Annotated in this window: 22 protein-coding genes; 6 read left to right on the forward strand and 16 right to left on the reverse strand. The window is 72.6% G+C overall.

All coding sequences use genetic code 11. The annotated features are described in order from the left end of the window. Positions 1–2 precede the first annotated feature (2 nt). The 13 genes from nuoK to ACK2IS_RS13425 all read right to left on the reverse strand — a co-directional run bounded on the left by nuoK (position 3) and on the right by ACK2IS_RS13425 (position 13,234). The gene (gene nuoK, locus ACK2IS_RS13365) at positions 3–302 is read right to left on the reverse strand and encodes an NADH-quinone oxidoreductase subunit NuoK (RefSeq protein ID WP_409483789.1); all 300 of its coding nucleotides are present in this window, start codon (positions 300–302) and stop codon (positions 3–5) included. Beyond that, on the reverse strand, positions 299–1,066 hold the full coding sequence (locus tag ACK2IS_RS13370) for an NADH-quinone oxidoreductase subunit J (RefSeq protein ID WP_409483790.1): 768 nt from the start codon (positions 1,064–1,066) through the stop codon (positions 299–301). Before ACK2IS_RS13370 ends, nuoK begins: the two co-directional genes overlap by 4 nt. Further along, on the reverse strand, positions 1,063–1,821 hold the full coding sequence (gene nuoI, locus ACK2IS_RS13375; RefSeq protein WP_409483791.1) for an NADH-quinone oxidoreductase subunit NuoI: 759 nt from the start codon (positions 1,819–1,821) through the stop codon (positions 1,063–1,065). Before nuoI ends, ACK2IS_RS13370 begins: the two co-directional genes overlap by 4 nt. Further along, on the reverse strand, positions 1,814–3,244 hold the full coding sequence (gene nuoH, locus ACK2IS_RS13380) for an NADH-quinone oxidoreductase subunit NuoH (protein ID WP_409483792.1): 1,431 nt from the start codon (positions 3,242–3,244) through the stop codon (positions 1,814–1,816). The genes nuoI and nuoH overlap by 8 nt, the downstream gene beginning before the upstream one ends. After that, positions 3,241–5,682 carry an NADH-quinone oxidoreductase subunit G gene (locus ACK2IS_RS13385; RefSeq protein WP_409483793.1) on the reverse strand — a complete coding sequence of 814 codons (2,442 nt, stop codon included), beginning with the start codon at positions 5,680–5,682 and terminating at the stop codon, positions 3,241–3,243. The genes nuoH and ACK2IS_RS13385 overlap by 4 nt, the downstream gene beginning before the upstream one ends. Continuing rightward, positions 5,679–6,995 (reverse strand): NADH-quinone oxidoreductase subunit NuoF, encoded by a 1,317-nt coding sequence (gene nuoF / locus ACK2IS_RS13390; RefSeq protein ID WP_409483794.1) that lies wholly within the window; start codon positions 6,993–6,995, stop codon positions 5,679–5,681. The genes ACK2IS_RS13385 and nuoF overlap by 4 nt, the downstream gene beginning before the upstream one ends. Next, a complete protein-coding gene (nuoE, locus tag ACK2IS_RS13395) occupies positions 6,992–7,927 on the reverse strand; it encodes an NADH-quinone oxidoreductase subunit NuoE (RefSeq protein WP_409483795.1) in 936 nt (311 codons plus the stop codon). Before nuoE ends, nuoF begins: the two co-directional genes overlap by 4 nt. Next, positions 7,927–9,264 carry an NADH-quinone oxidoreductase subunit D gene (locus ACK2IS_RS13400; protein ID WP_409483796.1) on the reverse strand — a complete coding sequence of 446 codons (1,338 nt, stop codon included), beginning with the start codon at positions 9,262–9,264 and terminating at the stop codon, positions 7,927–7,929. Before ACK2IS_RS13400 ends, nuoE begins: the two co-directional genes overlap by 1 nt. Then, complete coding sequence (locus tag ACK2IS_RS13405) at positions 9,264–10,007, reverse strand: NADH-quinone oxidoreductase subunit C (RefSeq protein ID WP_409483797.1); 744 nt, start codon at positions 10,005–10,007, stop codon at positions 9,264–9,266. Before ACK2IS_RS13405 ends, ACK2IS_RS13400 begins: the two co-directional genes overlap by 1 nt. Continuing rightward, a complete protein-coding gene (locus ACK2IS_RS13410; protein ID WP_241452940.1) occupies positions 10,004–10,558 on the reverse strand; it encodes an NADH-quinone oxidoreductase subunit B in 555 nt (184 codons plus the stop codon). Before ACK2IS_RS13410 ends, ACK2IS_RS13405 begins: the two co-directional genes overlap by 4 nt. 2 nt (positions 10,559–10,560) lie before the next feature. Continuing rightward, positions 10,561–10,926, reverse strand: coding sequence for an NADH-quinone oxidoreductase subunit A (locus ACK2IS_RS13415; RefSeq protein WP_409483798.1), 366 nt, complete (start codon positions 10,924–10,926; stop codon positions 10,561–10,563). A gap of 76 nt (positions 10,927–11,002) precedes the next feature. Continuing rightward, positions 11,003–12,319, reverse strand: a complete 1,317-nt coding sequence (locus tag ACK2IS_RS13420) for a geranylgeranyl reductase family protein (RefSeq protein ID WP_409483799.1) — start codon at positions 12,317–12,319, stop codon at positions 11,003–11,005. A gap of 222 nt (positions 12,320–12,541) precedes the next feature. Further along, complete coding sequence (locus tag ACK2IS_RS13425; RefSeq protein WP_409483800.1) at positions 12,542–13,234, reverse strand: demethylmenaquinone methyltransferase; 693 nt, start codon at positions 13,232–13,234, stop codon at positions 12,542–12,544. A gap of 99 nt (positions 13,235–13,333) precedes the next feature. Here ACK2IS_RS13425 and ACK2IS_RS13430 point away from each other — a divergent pair, with 99 nt between their 5' ends. The 3 genes from ACK2IS_RS13430 to ACK2IS_RS13440 are packed head-to-tail and all read left to right on the forward strand — an operon-like array spanning position 13,334 to position 16,817. Beyond that, a complete protein-coding gene (locus ACK2IS_RS13430; RefSeq protein WP_409483801.1) occupies positions 13,334–14,476 on the forward strand; it encodes a lipid II:glycine glycyltransferase FemX in 1,143 nt (380 codons plus the stop codon). Continuing rightward, positions 14,473–15,510: an alanine racemase gene (locus ACK2IS_RS13435; RefSeq protein ID WP_409483802.1), complete on the forward strand. Its 1,038-nt coding sequence runs from the start codon at positions 14,473–14,475 to the stop codon at positions 15,508–15,510. Before ACK2IS_RS13430 ends, ACK2IS_RS13435 begins: the two co-directional genes overlap by 4 nt. Further along, positions 15,507–16,817, forward strand: coding sequence for an isochorismate synthase MenF (locus tag ACK2IS_RS13440; RefSeq protein ID WP_409483803.1), 1,311 nt, complete (start codon positions 15,507–15,509; stop codon positions 16,815–16,817). Before ACK2IS_RS13435 ends, ACK2IS_RS13440 begins: the two co-directional genes overlap by 4 nt. Before the next feature lie 148 nt (positions 16,818–16,965). Here the strand turns inward: ACK2IS_RS13440 and menD are convergent, their stop codons facing one another. After that, positions 16,966–18,855, reverse strand: coding sequence for a 2-succinyl-5-enolpyruvyl-6-hydroxy-3-cyclohexene-1-carboxylic-acid synthase (gene menD / locus ACK2IS_RS13445; protein ID WP_409483804.1), 1,890 nt, complete (start codon positions 18,853–18,855; stop codon positions 16,966–16,968). Next, on the reverse strand, positions 18,852–19,853 hold the full coding sequence (locus ACK2IS_RS13450) for an o-succinylbenzoate synthase (RefSeq protein ID WP_409485677.1): 1,002 nt from the start codon (positions 19,851–19,853) through the stop codon (positions 18,852–18,854). The genes menD and ACK2IS_RS13450 overlap by 4 nt, the downstream gene beginning before the upstream one ends. A 53-nt stretch (positions 19,854–19,906) precedes the next feature. Between ACK2IS_RS13450 and ACK2IS_RS13455 the strand changes: the two genes are divergently transcribed. Next, positions 19,907–20,158, forward strand: coding sequence for a hypothetical protein (locus ACK2IS_RS13455; RefSeq protein WP_409483805.1), 252 nt, complete (start codon positions 19,907–19,909; stop codon positions 20,156–20,158). Positions 20,159–20,166: 8 nt separating this feature from the next. Here the strand turns inward: ACK2IS_RS13455 and ACK2IS_RS13460 are convergent, their stop codons facing one another. Continuing rightward, positions 20,167–20,667: an NUDIX hydrolase gene (locus ACK2IS_RS13460; RefSeq protein ID WP_409483806.1), complete on the reverse strand. Its 501-nt coding sequence runs from the start codon at positions 20,665–20,667 to the stop codon at positions 20,167–20,169. Positions 20,668–20,735: 68 nt separating this feature from the next. Between ACK2IS_RS13460 and ACK2IS_RS13465 the strand changes: the two genes are divergently transcribed. Further along, positions 20,736–21,704: a 1,4-dihydroxy-2-naphthoyl-CoA synthase gene (locus ACK2IS_RS13465; protein ID WP_409483807.1), complete on the forward strand. Its 969-nt coding sequence runs from the start codon at positions 20,736–20,738 to the stop codon at positions 21,702–21,704. Between the two features lie 239 nt (positions 21,705–21,943). Continuing rightward, on the forward strand, positions 21,944–23,110 hold the full coding sequence (locus ACK2IS_RS13470; protein WP_409483808.1) for a transglycosylase SLT domain-containing protein: 1,167 nt from the start codon (positions 21,944–21,946) through the stop codon (positions 23,108–23,110). Positions 23,111–23,123: the final 13 nt, after the last annotated feature.

The following is a 23,123-nucleotide window of genomic DNA, read 5'->3' on the forward strand; positions in this document are numbered from 1 at the left end:
CTTTACAGCTTCAGCAGGTTGGCGTCGTCGACCGAGGCCGACCGGCGCGCGCGGAAGATGGACATGATGATGGCCAGGCCGACCACGACCTCGGCCGCCGCCACGACCATCACGAACAGCGCGATGGCCTGGCCCTCGAGGTTTCCGCGCAGCCGCGCGAAGGTCACGAAGGCGAGGTTGGCAGCGTTGAGCATGAGCTCCACGCCCATGAAGACGATGATGGCGTTGCGCCGCACGAGCACGGTGACCGCGCCCAGGGCGAACAGCACCGACGCCAGGTAGATGTAGTTCATGAGGCTCATCGCGTGCGCCCCTCCTCGATCTCGCGCTCGATGGCGTGCTCGATCTCCTCGAACTGGCCCGGCTGCGCGACCTGGTCGCGGGCACCCAGGACGCGGCTGACGGAGATCTCCGCCGGCGTCCCGTCGGGGAGCAGGGCCGGGGTGTCGACGGCGTTGTGCCGGGCGTACACACCTGGGGCCGGCAGACCGGCGGGGAAGTGCCCGGTCCGGAAGCGACGGGCGGCGTACTCGCGCTGCGTGGTGCGCGGGACCAGACGCTCGCGGTGCGCCAGCACCATCGCCGCCATGGCTGCCGTGATGAGCAGCGCGGAGGTGAGCTCGAAGGTCCACACGAAGGGGCCGAAGATGAGGTTGGCCAGGGCGTGGACGTTGCCCTCGGCGTTGGCCTTGTCCAGGCCGACCGCCGGCGGCAGCTGCGCCCGGCCGATGATCCCGATGAGCATCGCCCCGAGACCGAGACCGAGGAGCACGCCCCAGACCCGGATCCCGCGGTGGGTCTCCACGGTGGAGTCCGAGGAATCCACGCCGATCATCATCAGCACGAACAGGAAGAGCATCATGACGGCGCCGGTGTAGACGATCACCTGCACGACGCCGAGGAAGTCGGCCTGCTGAGCCAGGTAGATCACCCCGAGGTTGATCATGATGAGGGCCATGCACATGGCGGCATACACCGCCTTGCGGGCAAAGACCAGACCGAGCGCCGCGAGCACGCAGACGATCGACAGGATCCAGAAGAGCACGGCCTCGCCGCCGCCGGTCATCGCCGGACTCCCTTCACCGAGTCACGAGTGGCCTGCTGGCCGGAGCTGAGGGTGTCGACACCCTCGACCGGGTCCCCGGTCGAGGCCGTTCCGTCCACCGGGCGCGCGTCGTGGTCGGCCACCCAACGCTCCTGCGCGGGGGTGGCACCAGTCACGCGCCCGCGGAAGTAGTCCCGCTCCTCCATGCCCTCGGCCATCGGGTGCGGCGGGGCCACCATCCCGGACTGCAGCGGGGCCAGGAGCTGATGCTTCTCGAAGATGAGGTCCGAGCGGGTGTGGTCCGCCAGCTCGTAGAAGTTGGTCATCGTGAGCGCCCGGGTCGGGCACGCCTCGATGCACATCCCGCAGAAGATGCAGCGCAGGTAGTTGATCTGGTAGACGCGGCCGTACCGCTCGCCCGGGGAGAACCGTGCCTGCTCGGTGTTGTCAGCACCCTCGACGAGGATGGCGTCCGCCGGGCAGGCCCACGCGCACAGCTCGCACCCGACGCACTTCTCCAGACCGTCCGGGTGACGGTTGAGCTGGTGCCGTCCGTGCCAGCGAGGTGCGGTCGGCCGCTTCTCCTCGGGGTAGTTCTCGGTGTAGCGCTTGCGGAACAGGGTCCGCAGCGAGACGCCGAAGCCTGCCTGGGAGCCGAGCGCCTCGGTGATCGGGTCGGCCTTGGGGCGACCCTGCTCGTCGGATCGACCGGCCCGGGCGACCTCGCTGCCGGGGCGCGGGGCGTCGGGCGCGGGCTTGCCCTTGCGGTCAGCCACGGTGGTTCTCCTCGTGGTCGGTGGTGGTGGCGTAGGCCACGGCGGGGGCGGAGGCGACGCTGCGCCGGACGTCGTAGCCCGGCTCGGCGAGCGTCTGCCCGGGCATCGGCGGCACCGGGTGACCCCCGGCGAAGGGGTTGACCTCGGCCGGGTGCTCCGGGTGCAGGGCGGCACGACGTGTCTCGTTGCGGCTCTCGACCAGCCAGGTCGCGACCAGCGCCCCCACGAGGAACAGCCCCACGATGACCAGCAGCGAGACGTAGAAGGTGCGACCGCCGAAGCTTACGGAGGTGCCACCCAGGTGACCCAGCATGGCCGCGCGGACGAAGGCCACGGCGAGCACCCACACCAGGGTCATCGGGATGAGCAGCTTCCAGCCGAAGGCCATGAAGTGGTCGTAGCGGGTGCGGGGCAGGGTGCCGCGGACCCAGACGAAGAAGAACATGAACAGCCAGAGCTTGACGGTGAACCACAGCAGGCCCCACCACCCGTGGTTGAGCATGCCGTCGCCCAGCATCGTCAGCGGCGGCGGTGCCTGCCAGCCCCCGAGGAACATCGTGGTGCACAGCGCCGAGACCGTGAACATGTTGACGTACTCGCCGAGGAAGAACATGCCGAACTTCATGCCGGAGTACTCGGTGTGGTACCCGCCGACGATCTCGCCCTCGCCCTCGGCGAGGTCGAAGGGCAGCCGGTTGGTCTCGCCGAACATGCAGATCACGTAGACCAGGAAGGAGAAGATCGCCGGGATGACGAACCACAGGCTGGCCTGCTTGGCGACGATCTCGTGCGTCGACATCGACCCGGCGTAGATGAAGACCGCGACGAGCGACAGACCCATGGCGATCTCGTAGGAGATGACCTGGGCCGTCGAGCGCAGACCACCGAGCAGGGGGTAGGGCGACCCGGAGGACCAGCCGGCGAGCACGAAGCCGTAGGCCGCGATCGAGGCGGCCGCCATCACGATCAACACCGCTACCGGGGCGTCGGTCACCTGCAGGGGCGTGCGGTGGCCGAACATGGTGACCTCGCCGGCCATCGGGATGATCGAGAAGCCGATGAAGCAGGTGGAGCCCGCGATGATCGGGGCCAGGTTGTACATGAAGGAGTCGGCCTTCTTGGGCGTGAAGGTCTCCTTCCACACCAGCTTGAAGCCGTCGGCGAGGGTCTGGAAGACACCACCGGGACCGAACCGGTTGGGGCCCGGTCGCTGCTGCAGGAAGCCGACGACGCGCCGCTCGAACCAGATCACGATCACGACGCTGAGGAGCAGGTAGACGAAGGCGATGAGCGCCTTGATCAGCGTCAGCCACCAGGGCGTGTCGCTGAAGTCCGCGCGGTAGGTACCGCCCGGGGCGAGCTCGGTCGCGAGCCGGCCGACGCCCGGGAGCGCCGCCGCCGCGAGGTAGGGAAGAGAGGTCACAGCGCAGCACCCTTCGTCAGCGTGACGATGTCGCCGTTGTCGGCGGCGAGGCGAGTGCGGACCGACTGGCCCGCGGAGTTCGTCGGGACCCACACGACGTGGTCGACCATCCCGGCGGTCACGCGCACGGGATAGCTCACGGTGCCTGCGTCGGAGTGGATGGTGACCAGGTCCCCGTCGGAGACCGCGGCCGCGTCGGCCGTCGCCTGGGACATCCGCGCGACCGCCCCGACCGAGGTGCCGGCGAGGTAGGGCTCGCCGTCCTGCAGCGAGCCGTCGTCCAGCAGCTGGTGCCAGGTGGCCAGGACCGCCAGACCGGCACCCGAGCGGGCCGGGACCACGGGCGCGACCGGGTTGACCAGGGCGCGGGCACCGGTCCAGGGGCCGAGCTGCTGCATCTCGCGCTCGATCTGCGCGGACGTGCGGGTCCCGAGGTAGGCCCCCATCTCGCCCGCGATCAGGTCGAGCACCCGGTAGTCGCTCATGAGCTCGGTCTCCACCGCGGCGGAGAACGGCCCGACGCGACCCTCCCAGTCGAGGAAGGCACCGGACTTCTCGGCCACGGCGGCCACCGGCAGGACGACGTCGGCGAGCCGGGTGACCGAGGACTCCCGCATCTCCAGGGACACCACGAAGGCACGCTCGCAGGCGGTGCGGGCCTGGCCGGGGTCGGGCAGGTCGCCCAGGTCCACGCCGCCGACCACGAGCGCGTCCAGAAGACCCTCGGCAGCCTGGCGCAGCATGCCGGCCGTGTCGAGGCCGGGCTCGTCGGTGAGGCGGGACAGGTCCCACAACTCCCCCAACGAGGCGCGGCCCTCGGCGGTGGTCGGACGACCGCCGGGCAGGAGCGTAGGAAGGCAGCCCGTCTCGAGGGCGCCGCGCTCGCCGGCGCGACGGGGGACCCAGGCAAGCGGTGCGCCCAGCGAGCTGGCCAGGTCGAGGGCGGCGTAGTACCCGCCGGAGGTCGCGGCCAGTCGCTCGCCGACGAGGACGACAGCCTCGCCGCCGGCCTCGCGCAGGGCGGCACCGACCTCGGCGAAGATACCCTCGCCGTCGCGCACGGCCGCCAGGACCTCGGCCTCCAGCCCGGGGGCCGCCTGCAGGACCGTGGCACCCAGCTTGGTCGTGCCCCGCGAGGCGTAGGGCGCCACGGTGAAGATCGTGGCCCGGGACTTGCGGAAGGCCTTGCGCAGCCGCAGGAAGACCATCGGTGACTCGTCCTCGGGCTCCAGGCCCACCAGCAGGACGACCTTGGCCTTCTCCAGGTCGGCGTAGGTCACCGCGCCGTGGCCCGGAGCGGTGAGCGCCACGTGGGCGGCCAGGAACTCGGCCTCCTCGACCGAGTGCGGCCGGGCCCGGAAGTCGATCGAGCTGGTGCCGAGCACGGTGCGGGCGAACTTCGAGTAGGCGTAGGCGTCGTGCGTGGACACGCGACCACCGGTCAGCACACCGGCCGACCGGGCCCGCCCCAGGCCCGCGGCGGCGGCCTCCAGGGCCTCGGGCCAGGAGGCGACGTGCAGCTCGCCGTCGGCCCTGCGGACCATGGGGTACGTCAGCCGGTCGGACTGCGTGGCGTACTGGAATGCCCAGCGACCCTTGTCGCAGTTCCACTCCTCGTTGACCTCGGGGTTGTTGGCCGCCAACCGGCGGAGCACGACACCCCGACGGTGGTCGGTGCGCAGCGAGCAGCCGGAGGCGCAGTGCTCACAGGTGCTCGGCGTCGACATCAGGTCGAACGGACGCGAACGGAAGCGGTAGGCCGCCCCGGTCAGCGCTCCCACCGGACAGATCTGCACGGTGTTGCCCGAGAAGTAGGACTGGAAGGGCTTCTCCTGGTAGATACCGATCTGGGAGACGGCACCGCGCTCGGTGAGCGAGATGAAGGGGTCGCCCGCGATCTGCTCGGAGAAACGGGTGCACCGCTGGCACAGCACGCAGCGCTCCCGGTCCAGGAGCACCTGGGAGGAGATGTTGACCGGCTTGGCGTAGGTGCGCTTGACGTCCTCGAAGCGGGTGGTGGCCCGGCCGTTGGACATCGCCTGGTTCTGCAGGGGGCACTCGCCGCCCTTGTCGCAGACCGGGCAGTCGAGCGGGTGGTTGATCAGCAGCAGCTCCATCACGCCGTGCTGGGCCTTCTCGGCCACGGGCGACGTCTGCTGGGTCTTGACCTCCATGCCGGGGGCGACCGTCATGGTGCAGGCGGCCTGCGGCTTGGGCATCGGCGCGATCTTGCCGTCGCGACCCGGCATGGCCACCTCGACGAGGCACTGGCGGCAGGCCCCCGCCGGGTCGAGCAGCGGGTGGTCGCAGAAGCGCGGGATCTGGATCCCGATCTCCTCCGCGGCGCGGATGATCAGCGTGCCCTTGGGGACGCGAACCTCCACCCCGTCGATGGTGAGGGTGACCAGGTCGGCGGCGCTGGTCGTGGGGGCGGTCATCGGGACACCGACTCCTTCGCGAACAGGGTGGACGCCGACGGCGGGAACATCTCCCACCAGGGCGTGTGCATGCCGGCCTCGAACTCCTCACGGAAGTGCTTGATGCCGGAGGAGATCGGCGTGGTCGCGGCGTCCCCGAGCGCGCAGAAGGACCGGCCGAGGATGTTGTCGCAGATGTCCAGCAGCTTGTCGACGTCGCCCTCGTGGCCCTGTCCGGCCTCGAGCCGCTCCATGATCTGCTTGAGCCACCAGGTGCCTTCGCGGCAGGGGGTGCACTTGCCGCAGGACTCGTGGCGGTAGAAGTCGGTCCAGCGGGAGACCACGCGCACGACCGACACGGTCTCGTCGAAGACCTGCAGGGCCCGGGTGCCGAGCATCGAGCCCGCGGCCGCGACCGAGTCGAAGTCCAGCGGGATGTCCAGCTCGGCCTCGGTGAAGATCGGGGTGGAGGACCCGCCGGGGGTCCAGAACTTCAGCCGGTGGCCGTTGCGCATCCCCCCGCACATCTGGATCAGCTCGCGCATGGTGATGCCGAAGGGCGCCTCGAACTGACCGGGCCGCTCGACGTGGCCGGAGACGGAGAAGATGCCGTGCCCGGCGGACTTCTCGGTGCCCATGCCCTTGAACCAGTCGGCGCCGTGCAGGAGGATCCCGGGCACCGAGGCGATGGACTCGACGTTGTTGACCGACGTGGGACGGGCGTACAGGCCCTGGGCGCCGGGGAACGGCGGCTTGAGGCGAGGCTGGCCGCGACGTCCCTCGAGCGAGTCGAGCAGCGCCGTCTCCTCGCCGCAGATGTAGGCCCCGGCACCGGCGTGCACCACGATGTCCAGGCGCTTGCCCGTGCCCATCGCGTCGTCGCCCAGGTAGCCGGCGGCGCGGGCCTCCTCCACCGCACGCAGCAGGCGGCGGTAGACGTGCACGACCTCGCCGCGCAGGTAGATGAAGCCCAGCTCGCCCTGCACCGCGTGGGTGGCGATGGCCAGCCCCTCGATCAGGTGGTGCGGGGCCGCCATCATCAGCGGGATGTCCTTGCAGGTGCCCGGCTCAGACTCGTCGGCGTTGACCACGATGTAGCGCGGCCCACCGTCGACCGGAGCCATGAAGCTCCACTTCAGACCGGTGGGGAAGCCGGCGCCGCCACGACCGCGGATGTTGGAGTCCTTGACGGCCCCGAGCACCGCGTCGGGCTCCATCGACAGCGCCTTGCGCAACGCCTGGTAGCCCTCGGCCTCGCGCTCGTAGGTCTCCAGGGTCCAGGACCGCTCCTGGTCCCAGGTTCGGGTCAGGACGGGGGTCAGCTGGGTGCTCACTTGACGTCCCCCTCGGGATCGGTGGTGCGGGCCGAGGCCCGCTCGTCGGCAGGCTTGGCGGCGGGCGACAGGGCCTCGCCGGACGTCTTGCCGACAGCGGCCTGCGCATCGGCAGAGCTCTGCGTGCCACCGGGGGCGGGCTGGGCGTCGATCTTGCCGGTGGGTATGCCGGTGGGCTGCGTCCGGTCGGCCCCGCCGGCGGCGCTGGCCTGGCGACCCTGCTCGGTGTCGCGCGGCATGTCCCAGCCCTCCCGGCGGGCGATCTCCAGCCCGCGCATGGTGGCAGGGCCACCGCTCGGCCCCTCGTCGGCATGGCCGTCGAGGAAGCCCGCCAGCACCCGGGAGATCTCCTTGAAGGTGTGCAGCCGGTCCGGCCCGCGCGACGGGCGAACGGGGGTGCCGGCGCGCAGGGCGTCGACCAGCTCCCGCGCCGAGGTCGGCGTCATGTTGTCGAAGAACTCCCAGTTGGCCATGACCACGGGGGCGAAGTCGCAGGCGGCGTTGCACTCGAGGCGCTCGAGGGTGATGACCCCGTCCGCGGTGGTCTCGTCGTGGCCGACCCCGAGGTGCTCCGACAGCTCGTCCCAGATCTGGTCGCCACCCATGACGGCGCACAGCGAGTTGGTGCACACGCCGACGAGGTACTCACCGTTCTTGTGGCGCTTGTACTGCGTGTAGAAGGTCGCCACGCCCGAGGCCTCGGCCGCGGTGACCCCGGCGAACTCGGCGGCCAGCTCGATGCCGCGCGTGGAGACGTAACCGTCGACCGACTGCACCAGGTGCAGCAGCGGCAGCAGCGCCGAGCGGCGCTGCGGGTAGCGCATCACGACCGCGGCCGCGTCCTCGCGCAGGCGCGCCTCGGTCTCGAAGTCCCAGGGCTCCCCGGGGTGCGCCGGCTGGGTGCCGTAGTTGGGGGCGTCAAAGGCTGACATCAGCGGTCCACTCCTCCGAGCACGGGGTCGACCGAGGCGACGGCGACGATGACCTCGGCCACCTGGGCGCCTTCGCACATGGCAGCCACCGACTGCAGGTTGTTGAATCCCGGGTCGCGGAAGTGCGCGCGGTGCGGGCGGGTACCACCCATGGAGACCAGGTGGCAGCCGAGCTCGCCCTTGGGCGACTCCACGGCCTGGTAGGCCTGGCCCGCCGGCACGCGGAAGCCCTCGGTCACCAGCTTGAAGTGGTGGATGAGGGACTCCATCGACTCGCCCATGATCTCGCGGATGTGCTCCAGGGAGTTGCCCATGCCGTCGCCACCGATGGCGAGCTGGGCGGGCCAGGCGATCTTCTTGTCCTCGACCATGACGGGGCCGGGACGGGCCTCGAGCCGGTCCAGGCACTGCCGGACGATCTTGAGGGACTCCCACATCTCGGTGAAGCGCAGCCGCAGGCGGCCGTAGGCGTCGCAGGTGTCCCAGGTCGCGACCTCGAAGTCGTAGGTCTCGTACCCGCAGTAGGGGTCGGCCTTGCGCAGGTCGTAGGGGTAGCCGGTGGCCTTGAGCATCGGGCCGGTCACGCCGAGGGCCATGCACCCGGTGAGGTCGAGGTAACCTACGCCCTCCATGCGGCCCTTGAGGATGGGCTGCTCGTTGATGAGCAGCTCGAGCTCGTGGATGCCGCGCTCGAGCAGCGGCAGCTCCTCGCGCAGGTCGGTGATCGCGCTCGCCGGGACGTCCTGGACGACCCCGCCCGGGCGGATGTAGGCGTGGTTCATCCGCAGACCGGTGACGGCCTCGAAGAACCGCAGGACCCGCTCGCGCTCCCGGAAGCCGAACTCCATGACGGTGGTGGCGCCGAGCTCCATGCCGCCGGTGCCGATGCAGACCAGGTGCGACCCGATCCGGTTGAGCTCCATCATCAGGACCCGGATCACGCTGGCACGCTCGGGGACCTGGTCGGTGATGCCGAGGAGCTTCTCCACGGCTAGGCAGTAGACCGCCTCCTGGAACAGCGGCGTGAGGTAGTCCATCCGCGTGCAGAAGGTCACGCCCTGGGTCCAGGTGCGGTACTCCATGTTCTTCTCGATGCCGGTGTGCAGGTAGCCGATGCCCACGCGGGCGTCGGTCACCGTCTCGGCGTCCAGCTCGAGGACGAGGCGCAGCACGCCGTGCGTGGACGGGTGCTGGGGGCCCATGTTGACGACGATGCGCTCGTCGGAGTGCTCGATGGCCTGCTGGGCGAGATCGTCCCAGTCGCCCCCGACGGAGGTGAGCTGGTAGCCCTCCTCGTCCGGACCGGCGCCGCTGGTGGCGGTGTAGGCGGTGCTCATCAGTTGTACGACCTCCGCTGGTCCGGGGGCGGAACGGTGGCGCCCTTGTACTCCACCGGGAGACCGCCGAGGGGATAGTCCTTGCGCTGGGGGTGCCCGGGCCAGTCGTCCGGCATCATGATCCGCGTCAGCGCGGGGTGGCCGTCGAAGACGATGCCGAAGAAGTCCCAGGTCTCGCGCTCGTGCCAGTTGGTGCCGGGCCACACCGAGGTCACCGAGGGGATGTGCGGGTCGGTGTCCGGGCAGGACACCTCGAGCCGCAGCCGCCGGGAGCCGTTGGTCAGCGAGAGCAGGTGGTAGACCGTGTGCAGCTCCTGGCCCTGGGCCTGCGGGTAGTGGACGCCGGAGACCGACATGCACATCTCGAAGCGCAGGCCGGGGTGGTCGCGCAGGGCCTGGGCGACCACGGGCAGGTGCTCGCGTCGGACGTGCAGCGTCATCTCGCCGCGATCGACGACGACCGACTCCACCGCCTCGCGGAAGGACGCCGAGGACCCGACGAGGGCCTTCTCCAGCGTGTCGGCCAGGTGGTCGAAGTAGGAGCCGTAGGGGCGAGCGGCCTCACCCGGGAACAGGACCGGGGAGACCAGACCGCCGTACCCCGTGGTGTCCGTGCCCCGGGAGGAGCCGAACATGCCGTGCCGACGGCCCATCTCGACGGGGGCGGCCGCCGGGTGGCCGTCGACCTGCAGGTGACGGGCGTCGTCTCCCTGGGCGTCGGCCGGGAGGGTGGTGTCGGTCATGCCAGCAGACCCTTCTGCAGCTGGAGCGGGGTGGCCTCCATGGCTGCACGCTCGGCGGCCCGGGCAGCCTCTTCGCGGTTGACGCCCTGGGGCGACTTCTTGACGTACTCGTGCAGCGTGATGATGGCGTTGAAGAGCATCTGCGGCCGCGGGGGGCAGCCGGGCAGGTAGACGTCCACCGGGACGATGTGGTCCACGCCGGCGACGATCGCGTAGTTGTTGAACATGCCGCCGGAGCTGGCGCAGGCGCCCATGGCGATGCACCACTTCGGCTCGGGCATCTGGTCCCACACCTGGCGCACGACGGGCGCGAACTTCTGCGAGCAGCGGCCGGCGACGATCATCAGGTCGGCCTGGCGCGGCGTCGCCGAGAAGCGCTCCATGCCGTACCGCGCGATGTCGAAGTCGGGGCCGCCGGAGGCCATCATCTCGATCGCGCAGCAGGCGAGCCCGAAGGTCGCGGGCCACATCGATCGGTGGAGCATCTGCCCCGCGACGGCCTCGAGGGTCGTCAGCGCGATCCCGGACGGGATCTTGTCCTCGATACCCATGGTCAGTCCCACTCCAATCCACCGCGGCGCCACACGTAGGCGTAGGCGATGAAGACGGTCAGCATGAACAGGACCACCTCGACGAGGGCGAACAGGCCCAGGCGGTCGAAGGCCGCCGCGAAGGGCAGCAGGAAGATCGACTCGACGTCGAAGATGATGAAGAGCATCGCGGTCACGTAGTACTTGACCGGGACCCGACCGCCACCTTCGGCGACCGGGCTGGGCTCGATGCCGCACTCGTAGCTGTCGAGCTTCGCGCGGTTGTAGCGACGCGGGCCGATGACCCCGAAGCCCAGGACCGACAGGGCCGCGAAGCCGATGCCCATCGCGAAGAGGAAGAGGATCGGCACGTACGGGTTGAGGCTCATCCCGCGTTGCACCCCTTTCGGTTGGTCTGCTGCATCAACATCCTAGGGTCCGCCGACCGGTGCTGCTCACGGCTGCTCACGAGGACGGCACCGCCCGCGTGAGCGCGGTGATGGCCCGGTCGGTCACGCTGCCACCGTGCTCGTCGGCGAGGTTGGCCATGATCTTGAGCAGCAGCTTCATCAGGGTTCGGCGCGGCAGGCCGTGCTTGACGGCGAGCCGCATGATCTCGGGGTGGCCGATCAGCTGGGCGAAGGTGCGCCCGAGGGTGAAGTACCCACCGAGCTCGTCGGCCATGATCCGGGGATAGGCCTGCAGCACCCGCTCGCGGCCGCCCGCGTCCCGTGCGAGCGCCTGGACGATCACCTCGGCGCTGTGGCGTCCGGCTTCGAGGGCGTAGTCGATGCCTTCGCCGTTGAAGGGGTTGACCATGCCGCCCGCGTCGCCGACGAGCATCAGGCCGTCGGCGTACAGCGGCTTGCGGTTGAAGGCCATCGGCAGAGCCGCGCCGCGGATCGGCTGGGTCCTGGTGTCGTCGGTGCAGCCCCACTCCGGGGGCAGGGTGGCGACCCACCGGCGCAGCAGGTCCTTGTAGTCGACCTTGCCGAACTGCGGTGAGGTGTCGAGCATCCCGAGGCCGATGTTGACCCGCCCGTCGCCGAGGGCGAAGATCCAGCCGTAGCCGGGCAGGAGGACCTTCTTGCCGTCGGGCCGATCGGCGTCCTCGGGCACCCACAGCTCGAGCCAGGACTCCATGTAGTCGTCGTGGGTGCGCGGGCTGGTCCAGTAGGAGCGGGCGGCCACGCCCATGGGGCGGGAGGTGAGCTTCTCGCGGCCCACGGCGGTGGCCAGCCGGGAGGAGACGCCGTCGCAGGCGACGACGACGGGGGCACGCCACTCGCGGGTCTGCCCGGTGGCGCGGCCGTCCTGGAGGACCTTGGCGCTCACCCCGACCACGCGGCCGCCCTCGACGACCGGCCCCGTGACGGAGACACCCTCGAGCAGCCGGGCGCCGCACGCCTCGGCGTGGCGGGCCAGGGTCTCGTCCAGGGTGGCGCGGGCGCGGGCCATGCCGTGACCCGGGAAGGACGCGGACTCGGGCCAGTCGAGCTGGAAGGTCTGTCCGGCGCCCACGATGCGCAGGCCCTTGTTGCGGATCCAGCCGTCCTGCTCGCGGGTGCTGATGCCGAGGGTGGTGAGCTCGCGGACCGCGCGGGGGGTGAGACCGTCGCCGCAGATCTTGTCCCGGGGGAAGGTGGCCTTCTCCAGCAGGACGACGTCGAGGCCGGCGCGCCCGAGGTAGGCCGCCGTGGCGGAGCCGCCGGGGCCGGCGCCGACGACGATCACGTCGGCGCTGTCCACCCCCGAGGGGCTCGTCCCTGCAGTCACAGTCACTCCGCTTCCGTCGTCTCGTGCGGGTGCTCCAGGGCTCAGGATGGTCCCAGACGAGCGGACCGCGGGCGGTGGGCGCACCACCTCGGGAGTCTAGGAGGGCACCTGCGGCATGTCGTCTTAGGGTTGCCTAAGTCGTGCGTAAGGTCGCCGTGATCGTCGCCGGATCGTGATCCGCGCCGTCGTCCGGACGCAGGCCGGACGGCGGTTCGTGGTCGCCCGCGCTCAGCGCTTGACGGCGCGGTGCAGCGCCACGATGCCGCCCGCGAGGTTGCGCCACTGCACGTCGTGCCACCCGGCCGCCCGGACCTGCGTGGCCAGGCCGCGCTGGTCGGGCCAGGCCTGGATGGACTCGGCCAGGTAGACGTAGGACTCCGGGTTGCTCGACAGCCGCCGCGCCACCGTGGGCAGCGCCCCCATGAGGTACTGCACGTAGACGCGGCGGAAGGCGGCGTTCGTCGGGTGGCTGAACTCGCTGACGACCAGACGGCCGCCCGGGCGGGTGACCCGCAGGAACTCGGCCAGCGCCCGCTCATGGTCGACGACGTTGCGCAGGCCGTAGGACATGGTGACCACGTCGAAGGTGCCGTCAGCGAAGGGCAGGCGGGTCGCGTCGGCGGCGGTGAAGGACAGGTCGGCGCGCCGCTGCTTGCCCACCCGCAGCATTCCGAGGGAGAAGTCGGCGGGGACCACGTGGGCGCCCGCCGCTGCGAAGGGCTCGCTGCTGGTGCCGGTGCCGGCGGCGATGTCGAGGATCGTCATACCCTCGCCGGCTGCCACGGCCTCGTTGACGGCGCGACGCCACAGCCGGACCTGGCCGAGGCTCAGCACGTCGTTCATCAGGTCGTAGCGGCCGGCCGTCTGGTCGAACATCGCGGCGACCTCGTGCGGCTGCTTGGACAGGGAGGCTCGGCTCATGGCCGTCATCCTCCCACGCACGACGGCGCGCCGACCCCCGACGAGCCCGGTGCTAGCCTGAGCCCGCCCCAGCCCCGACCCGCGAGGACGCCCAGCCACATGACCGAGCCCCTGCGCATCGTCTCCTTGTCCACCGAGGGCCTGGACCAGGGAGTGGCGGCCCGTTCCGGCAGCTTCCTCCAGCTGTCCTCCTGGGCGGCGCTCAAGACCGAGTGGCAGGGCGAGCGGATCGCCTGGCTGGACGGCGACGACCACGTGCAGGGGGTCGGCCTGATCCTGCACCGCCGCCTGCCCAAGGTCGGTCGCTCCCTGGCCTACCTGCCCGAGGGCCCGGTCCTGCCGTGGGACGAGGTGGCCGCCGACCCCGAGCGCTGGCTGGCCCCGCTCGTCGAGCACGCCCGCCGCTGCGGCGCCTTCACCCTGCGGATCGGCATCCCGGCCACCGCCCGGTCCTGGGAGCCCGGCACCGTCAAGGCGGCGCTGGCCGACGAGTCCCAGACCTCGCTCTACGACGTCCCGGCCGACCGCCACGACCCCCACGGGGAGCGGATCGTCTCGTGGCTGGCCAACCACGGCTGGCGGCGCGCGGACGTCGGCCCCGGCTTCGCCGCCGGCCAGCCGCGCCTGACCGCGGGGCTGCCGCTCGTCGGCCAGACCGAGGAGGCCCTGCTCAAGGGCATGAACCAGCAGTGGCGCCGCAACATCAAGGCCGCCACCAAGGCCGGCGTGCAGGTCCGCCTGGCGACCCCGCAGACGCTGCGCGAGGACATCGGCGCCTTCCACCGGGTGTACGTCGAGACGGCCGAGCGCGACGGCTTCACCCCGCGTCCGGAGTCCTACTTCCACCGCATGGCCGAGCTGATGGGCGAGCCCGGCTCCCCCGCCCGCTTCGAGCTGGCGCTGGGCGAGCTGGACGGCGAGCTGCTCGCCGCCACCATCAACATCACCGTGGCCGACCACTGCTGGTACCTCTACGGCGCGTCGACCACGGCCCGCCGCGAGGCGCGCGCCATGAACGGCACCCAGTGGTTCGGCATCCGCCGGGCGCTGGAGGAGGGCTGCACGGTCTACGACATGCGCGGCATCACCGACGAGATCGCCGAGGACAACCCGCACGCCGGGCTGGTGCGCTTCAAGATCTCGGTCGGCTGCGACGTCCACGAGCGCGTGGGCGAGTGGGACCTGCCGATCAACAAGGTGCTGCACAAGGCCTTCCAGATCTACCTGGAGCGACGCGGATGACCTTCTCCCTGGTGATCGACCTGCCCCGGTGGCAGGCGCACGTGGATGCCTACCTCGCCGAGCGGCCCTGGGTCGTCCCGGTGGTCAAGGGCGACGGCTATGGCATCGGCGCGCAGCGCGTCCTGGAGCAGTGCCGCCGGGTGGGCGCCCCGGTCGTCGCCACCGGCACCCCCGAGGAGGCTCGCGAGGCCGTCACGGCCGTGCCGGACGCCGACGTGCTCGTGCTCTTCCCGACCGTGGCGGGTCGTCCCCTCGACGACGACCCGCGGCTGATCCACACCGTGGCCGCCGAGGAGACGCTCGCCGAGATCCGCGGCACCGGGCGGCGGTTCGTCGTGGAGGTGGACTCCCCCATGGGTCGCCACGGGATCCCGTGGACGCGCCTGCCGGGCCTGGTCGACGCCCTGCGGGACGACCGCTGCGCCGGCCTCGCGGTGCACAACCCGCCCTTCGGGGACCGGGTCGGCTTCGTCTCCTCCCTGCTGGCGCGGCTGGGCGAGCTGGGCGTCACGGTGCCCCGGCTCTTCGCCTCGCACCTGTCCACCGCGGAGGTCGGGCAGCTCGCCGCGGTCGCCGGCGACACCCGCATCCTGGTCCGCACGGGCACCGACCTGTGGCTCGGCGACCCCGAGGCGCTGCGGGCCTACGGCGAGGTCCTGGACGTGCACCCGATCGCGGCGGGCCGCCGGATCGGCTACTCCCGGCGCGCGGTCCGCAAGGCCACCTGGCTCGCCGTCGTCTCGGGCGGCACCGCGCACGGTGTCGGCATCGAGACCGCCCGTCCCCGGATGACCCCGCAGCTCGCCGCCCGCAAGGTCGCCCGGGCGGTCCTGTCCCAGGTGGGCGGCGCCCCCTCGCCCTTCCGCCTCGCCGGTCGCCGGCTCACCTATCTCGACGTCCCACACATGCAGGTGTCCATGGTCGCGGTGCCCGAGGGCGCGGTGCACCCGGGGGACCGGCTGCCGTGCGACATGCGCATCACGGTGACCCGCTTCGACACGGTCGAGGTGCTCGGCGAGGGCGCCGCCCGGTGACCGACCCCGCCAGGCCGTCCCGCGGCCGGGGGAGCGGCGCGGTCCCCCGGCTGCGGGTCCGCACCACGCGCCTCGCGGACCCGGGCGACCTGGTCGCGCTGCTCCCCCCGGAGCTGGCGGCCACCGAGCCGTGCACCTGGGTGCGCCGCGGCGAGGGCATCGTGGGCTGGGGTCGTGCGGCGGCGGTCGTCACCGCCGGCGAGCGCCGGTTCGCCGACGCCGAGGCCTGGTGGCGCGAGCTGGCCGGCGCGGCCGAGGTCGAGGACGACGTGCGGGTGCCCGGCACCGGGCTCGTGGGCTTCGGCTCGATGGCCTACTCCCCCCGCTCGGCGAGCGGCGGCACCCTCGTGGTCCCCGCCGTCGTGGTGGGCCGTCGGGGCCCGGACGCGTGGGTGACCACCATCGACGCCGCAGGGACCGAGGCGACGGGCCCGGAGGAGCCGGCGACGCGGGTGTCGGCATACCCCCCGGCTCCAGCCCCGGAGGGGCTGACCTTCGGCGACGGCTCGCTGTCGCCGACGCAGTGGATGGGTGCAGTCGCCACCGCCGTCGAGCGGATCACGGCCGGGCAGCTGGACAAGTGCGTCCTCGCCCGGGACCTGCGGGCGCGCGCGACCGCGCCGATCGACGTGCGCCACGTCCTGGCCCGCCTGGCCGAGGGCTATCCCAACACCTGGACGTTCAGCGTGGACGGGCTCGTCGGGGCCACCCCGGAGATGCTCGTGCGGCTCTCCCGGGGCCTGGTCACCTCACGGGTCCTCGCCGGGACCATCCCTCGCACCGGCGAGGACGAACGGGACCTGTCGCTGGCCGGCTCTCTGGCCCGGTCGAGCAAGGACCTGGAGGAGCACGAGTACGCCGTGCGCTCGGTCGTGGACCGCCTCGCCCCCCACTGCGACGAGATCAACGTCCCCGAGACGCCGTTCGTCCTGCACCTGCCCAACGTCATGCACCTGGCGACCGATGTCGCAGGCGTGCTCTCCTCCGCCTCGACCTCGCTGTCGTTGGCCGAGGCGCTGCACCCCTCCGCCGCCGTCTGCGGCACGCCCCGCGAGGTGGCCGACGCCCTGATCACCGAGCTGGAGCACATGGATCGCGGGCGGTATGCCGGGCCGGTCGGCTGGCTGTCCGCCGACGGTGACGGCGAGTGGGGCATCGCGCTGCGCTCCGGCGTGGTGTCGGCGCACGACCCCTGCGAGATCACCGTGCACGCCGGGTGCGGGATCGTCGCCGGGTCCGACCCGGCCGCCGAGCTGGCGGAGACCGACGCCAAGCTCGTGCCCATGCGCGACGCCCTGGGCGGCTGAGGCACCCCGGCTGCCCCGGCCCCTCGTCGGCGGGGTCAGCGCCGACCCGGGCCCTGGTCGGCACGGGTCCTGGTCGACCCGGCCCCTGGTCGGCGCGGCCGGGGAGCCTGGCTCAGGTCGGACGCTCGGACATCAGGGATGGCGGGCCTCAGGCGCCCGCCCCCACCCGGCGGGCCACCTCGGCCCGTAGTCGCTCGCCCTGCTCGCGCACCCGGCTGCGGTCGGTCACGACCTCCACGACCCGCAGGCCCGCAGGGTTCCGATCGAGGGCCGAGCGCAGCGCCGCCAGGGTGGTCACCCGCTCGTGGGGCACCCCGTGCGCGGTGCACAGGGCCCCGAGGTCCGTCCGCGTGGGGGTGGCGAAGATCCGCTCGAACTCCTGGTCCCGCTCGGGCGCGCCGTGCTCCAGCGTCGTGAAGATGGCGCCGCCGTCGTCGTTGGTGACCACGATCGTCAGGTCCGGGCGGGGCTCCGCCGGGCCGATCAGCAGCCCGCCCGAGTCGTGCAGAAAGGTCAGGTCGCCCAGCAGCGCGGTGACGGGCCGGCCCAGGCCCAGCGCAAGACCGACGGCCGTGGAGACGCACCCGTCGATCCCGGCGAGCCCGCGCGAGCCCAGCACGCACAGGTCCGTCCCCAGGTCGGCGGTCACCGCCCGGTCCACGTCGCGCGCCGACTGGGAGGAGCCGACGAAGACCACCCCGGGGGTCGCCGCCCCGGCGAGATCGGCCTCGGCCGGACCGGGAGCCTTCCGCGCCCGGGCCGCCGCCGCCACGAGCACCGCGCTCGCGACAGTCGGCCCGCTCACCTCGTCGGCGGGCCACGGCGGCTCCGCCGCGAGCGCCGCCCCCGCCTCCTGCCAGGCCCGCAGCCAGGCGCGGTCGGCGTCGGTCGGGAGAACGTCCTGATCGGTCCGGGACCCGTGGACGTCCGGCGCGGTGCGGGCACCGGTCGTCCCACCGCCGTCGTGGTCCGCCCCCGGAGCGTGCGGGCCCGGAGCGTGCGGGCCCGCCGGTGGGGCCGTGGAACGGGTGGCCGCGAGCGCACCCCAGGGGTGGACCCGGGTGACCCGGGCGCCGGGGTCCGGCCAGTCGGACAGCGGGGTCACGCACTCGACCCGGTCCACCCGCCGCAGCAGCGCCGCGACGTCGCGGGTCAGGGTGAGCCGTCCGACGACGAGCACCCGGTCCGGCAGGTGCCGGTCGAGCCAGTCGGTGGCCGTGAGCAGCAGCGGGCCGTGCGGGACCACGGCTGCGCGGTCGTAGGTCCCGAAGGGCTCGGCCACGACGGGCCAGCCCATCGTCCGGGCCAGCTCGACGGCCTCGGCCGCGAGGTCCGGCTCGGGGAGGTCGCCGAGCGCCACGACGGTCCGCGGGACCAGTTCCAGGCCGGCCCCCGAGTCGGTGGGCGCCGGGCTGACCCGGGTCCAGGGCTCCCCGCCGGGTCGGCCGTCGAGCGGCTCGGGCCAGTCCTCGCCCCCGCCCGGCAGGTCGGGCAGCAGCGGGTCGCGCAGGCACACGTCCAGGTGGACCGGGCCCGCCCACCCGGACAGCGCGCCGGTCGCGGCGGCGCAGGCACGGGCGACCACGCTGCGCCATACGGCCTGCTGACCGGCCCGGCGGCCGGGCGCCGGGAGGGTGTGCTGCCAGCGCACCGCCTCGCCGAACATCCCCGGCTGCACGGTGGTCTGGTTGGCGCCGGTGCGCTGCAGCTCGACGGGCCGGTCGGCGGACAGCACGAGGAGGGGGATGCCGGCGTGGTGGGCCTCCAGGACCGCCGGGTGCAGGTTGGCCACGGCCGTGCCCGAGGTGGTGACGACCGGGACGACCTGTCGGGTGGCCTTGGCCAGGCCGAGCGCGAGGAAGGCGCCGGAGCGCTCGTCGACCCGCACGTGCAGCCGCAGCCGCCCCGCCCGGTCGGCGTCCTGCAGGGCGTAGGCGAGCGGCGCGGAGCGGGACCCGGGGCACAGCACCGCCTCGCGGACCCCCTGGCGGACCAGCTCGTCGACCAGGACCTCGGCCAGCGCCTGGGAAGGATTCATCGGGTCATCGTCGCATCCAGCCGGGCGTGGGCGGCGGTGATCCGCTCGCGCCACCAGGTCTGACGGTCGGCGGGTGCGGCGTGCCGCTCGAGCAGGTTTGGGTCGGCGACGACCGGGCGCAGGCCAAGGACCCCGCCGCGGGGCACGAGCGGGTCGGAGGCCACGTCACCGGCGAGCAGGGTGACCGTCCCCAGGCCGCACGCGTGGTCGAGCCGGGGAAGGGCCGCCGCCAGCGCGACCCCCGCCCGGATCCCGACCGAGGTGTCCAGCGCCGAGGAGACGACGGCAGGAAGGCCGCAGGCGTCGACGATGTCCAGCGCGCGTCGCACCCCGCCGAGCGGGGCCACCTTGACCACGACCACGTCGGCGGCCTCGAGCTCGCGCACCCGCAGCGGGTCCTCGGCCTTGCGGATGGACTCGTCGGCCGCGACGGGCACGTCCACCCCGGCGCGGGCGAGGGCGACCCGCAGCCGGGCGAGGTCCTCGACGGCGGTGCACGGCTGCTCGGCATACTCCAGGTCGTGGGGCGCGAGCGCGGCCAGGGCGCCCACCGCGTCGTCGAGCGACCAGCCGCCGTTGGCGTCGACCCGCACCTGCGCGGCGGGACCCATGACCCGACGCACCTCGGCCACCCGGGCCCGGTCCGCGGCCAGGTCCTGGCCCCGCTCGGCGACCTTGACCTTGGCGGTCGTGCAGCCGTCGAAGCGCGCGAGCACCCCCGCGACCTCGTCCGCAGGGACCGCAGGCACGGTGGCGTTGACGGGCACCCGGTCGCGGACCGGCTCCGGCCAGGCGAGCCACCCGGCCTCCACGGTGGCCGCCAGCCAGCGTGCGGCCTCGTCCGGCGGGTACTCCAGGAAGGGCGACCACTCCCCCCACCCGTGCGGGCCCTCGACCAGCACTGCCTCACGGTGTGTCACCCCGCGGAAGCGGGTGTGCAGGGGGATGGTGACCACAGACATCCGCGCCAGCAGCTCGTCCAGGGTCGGCAGGGGCATCGGCATACCGCCATCATCGCCCCGCGCCGCCGCCCCGGACGGAAAGGTCCGCCATGGTCTTCGTCATCGTGCTCGCCGTGCTCACCGCGGTCGCGACGTATGGCGCGCTGCGTCCCGACGAGCTGTGGTTCCAGCACTACTCCGGCAAGGTCGCCCGGGCCCGCACCGCCCACCCCGGCGATGGGCAGTGGGAGCACCGACGACTGGTCTACCTGGTCACCGCCGTGGTCTGCGGGGTGCTCACGCTGCTCAGCCTGTGGGCGGTGTGGCACGGGGCGACGGCGCCCGATCCTCGACAGACCTGACCGGCGGATCAGCGCCCGGGGCGGACCGGTGGGTTCCCCAGCAGCACCACGTCCGGGTCGGACAGCGCCACGGCCACCCGGTCCCCGAAGTGCGGACGCATCGGCGGCAGCGCCGCGGTCGGCCACCAGCGGGCCTCGTGGTTCTCGTCGTCGCCCACCGCAGGCTCCCCGGACACCCAGCGCAGCCGGAAGGTGTGGTCGACGTACTGCGCCTGGTCGCCGTTGACGTGGGTCACCGGCTCCGTCGTGGACACCCACACCAGGGCCTCCACCTCCGCGACCACCGAGGCCTCCTCGAGGACCTCCCGCACGGCGGTGTCGTGGGTCTCCTGCCCCGGCTCGACGATCCCGGTGACGGGACTCCACTCGTCGGTGTCGGCGCGGCGGACGAGCAGGACCTCCTCGGCGGGACCCTCGCCGCGCAGCACCACGGCCGTGGCCCCGACGAGCCACAGGGGGTCGTGCCCGACGTGACGGCGCAGCTCGACGACGAACTCGGGGATCGGCATGCGGCCAGCGTATGTCGGCCGCCGCGGCGGGCGCCCGTTCCTGCGGCGTCGCGGCTATCCTCGGGCCGGTGAGCGCCCTTCCGCACGTCAGCGAGACCTTCGACCCCTCCCGGTGGCACGAGGTGCCCGGCTTCGGGTTCACCGACATCACCTACCACCGGGCGAACGGCGACGGGCCGAGCTCGGGGGTGGTCCGGATCGCCTTCGACCGGCCCGAGGTGCTCAACGCCTTCCGCCCGCACACCGTGGACGAGCTCTACACCGCCCTCGACCACGCGCGCCGCACCCCCGACGTGGGGGTGGTGCTGCTGACGGGCAACGGGCCGCACCCGACCCCGGGCAAGTCGGCTCAGACGCAGGGGTGGGCCTTCTGCACGGGCGGGGACCAGCGGATCCGGGGCCGGTCGGGCTACCAGTACGCCAAGGACGCCACCGGGGACGTGACCGCCGGCGGGGTCGACGAGCTGCGGGCCAGGGCCGAGGGAGGTCGGCTGCACGTCCTCGAGGTGCAGCGGCTGATCCGGACCATGCCCAAGGTCGTCATCTGCCTGGTCAACGGCTGGGCGGCCGGCGGAGGTCACTCGCTGCACGTGGTCTGCGACCTGACGATGGCCTCCCGGGAGCACGCACGGTTCAAGCAGACCGACGCCGACGTGGGCTCCTTCGACGGGGGCTACGGCTCGGCCTACCTCGCCCGCATGGTGGGGCAGAAGTTCGCCCGGGAGATCTTCTTCCTCGGCCGGACCTACACCGCCGAGGACATGCACCGTATGGGCGCGGTCAACATCGTGAGCGACCACGCCGAGCTGGAGGCCGAGGCGCTGCAGGTCGCCCGCGAGATCATGGGCAAGTCCCCGCAGGCCCAGCGGATGCTCAAGTTCGCCTTCAACCTCGTCGACGACGGCCTCGTGGGGCAGCAGGTCTTCGCGGGCGAGGCGACCCGGCTGGCCTACATGACCGACGAGGCGGTCGAGGGCCGTGACCAGTTCCTGGAGAAGCGCGACCCCGACTGGTCGCCCTACCCCTGGTACTTCTGAGCCGACCGGCTCCCGTCGGCCTACCCCTTTCGGGTGGTAAGACTACGCTCAGTCACAGACTACGGTGGTAACAGGCCCTAATACCGCCACAAGAGTGGCTCTATCGGGACGGGACGTCACGAACCCGCCTTTTCAGACACGCGCGCCAGGGCTTATGGTCGGGGCACGACGTCGGCAGCGGGTGCTCACCCGCTCGGGCGTCGTCGCACCCGGTCCCCCAAGCTCCACGAACGGTCCTCATGCGCTACTCCCCTCGCCACCGCAACATCGCGCGCACCACGCGCGTCGTGTCGCCGCCCACGATCGCCGCCGCCACGCTCGTGGCCGGCGCGACCACGGCTGCCGCCTCCCAGCTCACGGAGTCCGCCCCGACCGTCACCGCCCGCAGCTCGATCCAGGCCGCCCAGCCGATGCTGGACCGCGGCCACGCCGGCATGCGTGCGTCGCGGTCGACGGCCCGGTCGGCCCGCGCCTCCAGCGCGGCGAGCATCGCCCGGCTGATGCGCCCCGTGACCGTGCCTCAGGCGCTGCTCACCGGCCGCGAGATCGACAGCGCCGCCACCCGGGCCGCCAAGAGCCAGCTCACCGCGGCCCACGCCACCTACGACCGCACCCGCGCCGACCTGATCGCGGCCCGGGCCGACGCCGAGCGCGCCGAGGCGGCCTGGGCCAAGGTCGCCGACGACCACACCACCCCCAGCCTCGAGGCAGCCCGCCGAGGCCTGACCGCGGTCGCGCGGCAGGCCGTGACCCACGGCGCCTCCGGCGTCGCTGCGAGCGTCGCGGGCCCGGCCCTGGAGGGGCAGAAGGCCACCACCGCGGCCTACCAGGCCCGACTCGCGGCCGAGAAGCGGCTGCGAGCGGCGGCCGACGCGCATGCCGCCTCGATCAGGTCCCTGACCACCCTGCGCGACCAGGCCCAGCGGCTCGACGCGGCCGACACCCGCCGAGGCCTGGCCGAGGGGATCCTCGTGCGCCTCAAGGACGGGCGCGCCGTCCCGACCATCAAGGTCGGTACCCCCGTCATCGGCAACGGGTGGTCCGTGACGCCCGAGGTGAGCGCCTGGATCGGTGAGGCCCTGGACGAGCTCTACCGCGCCGGCCAGCCTCGCGGGCCCCACGACGCCGAGGACCTGGCGATCGTCATCTTCAACGAGTCCGGTGGCAGCCCGGGCAGCGTCAACACGTGGGACACCAACGCTGCGGCGGGCATGCCCTCGTTCGGTCTGATGCAGACCATCGGCCCGACCTTCGAGGCCCACGCGCTCCCGAACCGCCGCGACCCGAAGGACCCGGTGGCCCAGATCTGTGCCGGCGCTCGCTACGGCACCGCCCGCTACGGCAGCCTGTCGGACATCCCCGGCGTCAAGAGCCTGCGATCCGGCGGCCCCTACCGCCCCTACTGACCGCGGCGGCCCG

This window comes from Arsenicicoccus dermatophilus (assembly GCF_046267915.1).
GTDB lineage: Bacteria > Actinomycetota > Actinomycetes > Actinomycetales > Dermatophilaceae > Arsenicicoccus > Arsenicicoccus dermatophilus_A.